2 protein-coding genes and 1 pseudogene are annotated in these 2,655 nt (G+C 32.1%); 1 reads left to right on the forward strand and 2 read right to left on the reverse strand.

Annotated elements, in window-relative coordinates; genetic code table 11:
* A pseudogene (locus AACV00_RS00120) lies at positions 1 to 597 on the reverse strand (hypothetical protein); the annotation flags it as partial.
* 21 nt (positions 598 to 618) lie between these two features.
* Complete coding sequence (locus AACV00_RS00125; RefSeq protein ID WP_080047745.1) at positions 619 to 1,545, reverse strand: hypothetical protein; 927 nt, start codon at positions 1,543 to 1,545, stop codon at positions 619 to 621.
* Between the two features lie 663 nt (positions 1,546 to 2,208).
* On the opposite strand from AACV00_RS00125, the gene AACV00_RS00130 reads away from it, so the two are divergent.
* Positions 2,209 to 2,655, forward strand: a 447-nt coding sequence (locus AACV00_RS00130; RefSeq protein WP_161737327.1) for a DUF943 family protein, incomplete at its 3' end; no start/stop codon positions are given.

The following is a 2,655-nucleotide window of genomic DNA, read 5'->3' on the forward strand; positions in this document are numbered from 1 at the left end:
TAGCGGGTTAAACGCACTTTCCCCATGCCATAGCTATACAGTATTCCTCTTTGCCTATCAGCAGTAAGGTACACAGGAGGCGTAAAGAAAGAGAGATAGCCAAATAGCCATAAAAAACCGGGGAAAAAAATTAGCCAGCCAATGACGAGGTACTTTTCATATTGGCCATCAGTAAAAAATTCACCTGAATTATAAGCCTTTATATAATCCCAATAATTTATATTTTTTTTTCCCAAAATATGGTCTGTACGTGTTTACATATTTTAATGTAGGCGCATTTAAATTAAGTTCATTACTATATTTAGCCTCAACTTTTTCGACCATACTCTGAAAATGTCTTTTATAATTTATATGTTCGGAAATAAAACCAAATAATGTATAAAAGGCCATAACTAAAAGTACGATAAAAAAAGGTATTGTATTAGTGAGTTGGCTATTGCGCTGTGGTGAATTAATCACACAACGCTGTTGATTAACAGCCTCTAAAAATACCAGTTTTTGAGGTGCTAAAGGATCATCGTAGTGATGACTTTCCGCAATTAATGGTGTGGTTTCTAATTGTTCAGGGTGTTTTGATACTGTGCGTAAACTGGTCATTCCGTACCTTCCTTATCAATTTTACGCATGCCGTTTTTTCTCCTGATCAAGCTTTGCCAGAATCTGTTCGACCTGTTGCTCAAAATCAGCAGGAAGAGGGTTTTTCGCAAAGCAGAATAGTGGTGCTCGTGCATAATAGTCACTTGTGCAGACTGCATCACGCCCTTGTTGCATATAGGCATTAAGAAAAGTAATAAAGCGGTGATCTTCAGTATCACTACTTAATAAAAAACCTGTGTAATGAGAGACATTGGGACGATATATATGTATTCCTAGCTCACCAGTTTCAGGATGTATATAGAATAATTTAAATGCTAACATTTTACCGGCATAACCGAATTGAGCATCTTCATAACGGGTTGCCATCACAATGCCATCTACATAAGAATATAAGATCTGTCGTTTTCTATCAGCCACCAAATAGGTCATTGGCACAAAGAAAGCAAGGGAGCTTAAGATATATAATCCACTGGGAAATAAAACTAACCATGCGAGGACAAAATATTTGTCATCTTCACTACCTACAAAAAATTTACCTGAATTATATGCTTTGATATATTCCCACCAACTTATCTTTTCCTTTCCAAAGAAAGGTTTATATTTATTTATATCCCTAAGTACAACGCGATCGTTCCCTGTATAATAGGTACTATAATTTTCAATTTCTTTAATATTATCTTCTAAAGTATATTTTGTAATAATATGTCCTTCAATAAAATTAAATAGGGTATAAAACATCATTACTATTAATACCAAAAACATCGGGACAGTATTCGTGAATCGACCATTGACTTGTGATGATTTAATCTTACATTCTTGGTTGTTGATACTTTGTAAAAATACGAGATCTTTTGGCGGTAAAGGGTCATCATAGTGATGGCTTTCATCTATTAAAGGGGAGGTCTCTAGTTGTTCAGGAAAGTTAGATATCGTAAATGGATTACTCATTATTCCATATCCTCATCATGAATACAGCCATATATTTTATCGTCGGGGTTGCCGTTTCGGTAACGTAGTGGTGCTATTTTCCTTTTAAGATGATCTGCTCAGTAGGTGATAAATCAAAGCTCCATAAAGTAAGCTAAGAAAATTTAAGTTGCCCAAATCACTTTGGTCTGAATTCGTCTTGAAAGCAGTTTAAACTATCTAAATATTGTGCGACGAGGCAGAGAAAGATAATATTTGCTTTTTTTATCCGCTCTGCATAGATATCATTTTTTGTATAACCTATTAATTCACCAATATTATGTGTTAGATTGAGCGTTTTATAATACTCGATTGTACGTGAAATTGTCCACAATAGAGTATTAAAGTTCTCTGTGTAACACATAAATATTGACTAGGTTGACCTATAGATTGAAAGTACACATAATTTTCCTTTAATACAGTGAAAAATGTTTATTGCTTAATCTTATGCCGTGCTAATATTGTTTTATTGACCATTTTAGTTCACAAGAAAAATATATGACTGTTGTTTTAACTAATGCATCAATTTTTAATTATGCCCAGGTGAATGCCAGCACAATAACTCAAAGTGATTCCTTACCGAGTGAAATAATTATAATATATTATAAAAGAAACTATTAATATAAAAATTCGGAGTCCAAAATAATGGCTTTTAAATATAAAATAACAATAATCATATTTTTGCTATCTTTTATTTTTTTTGTAGTGTATGAGTTTTTTATTCCCGTTAAAGTCATGGGAGTACATAAAGATACGTATACCACCTCTATTCTGGTTGAGGATTTTCCGATAACTGATTATGGAAAAATAATATGGTGGAAAAATAATCAAGATGTTTTAGATAAAAAGTATAATTTATTTAAAGCTAAAGATAGCTCCTTCTATATTTATATATGGAATTATGGTGATGGATATTTAGAAGAAGGAAAATACGATCGATTATGTTTTACTGAAATTAAAAGTAACAAAAAATGTATAGAAAAAGATAAAGTGATGTCAATAATGTATTCTTTAAATGAAGAGGAAATTAGGATCGGTAATTCTGCATATATTAAAGATAAAAATGGTTCTTTTATAAAGAAAGACAAGGAT

The organism is Proteus sp. G3927 (assembly GCF_963894685.1).
Taxonomy (GTDB): Bacteria; Pseudomonadota; Gammaproteobacteria; order Enterobacterales; family Enterobacteriaceae; genus Proteus; species Proteus mirabilis.

What these genes read in the sequence shown, in the direction of transcription:
- AACV00_RS00125 (WP_080047745.1), bottom strand. Translation starts at nt 1,545, where the DNA reads ATGAGTAATCCATTTACGATATCTAACTTTCCTGAACAACTAGAGACC.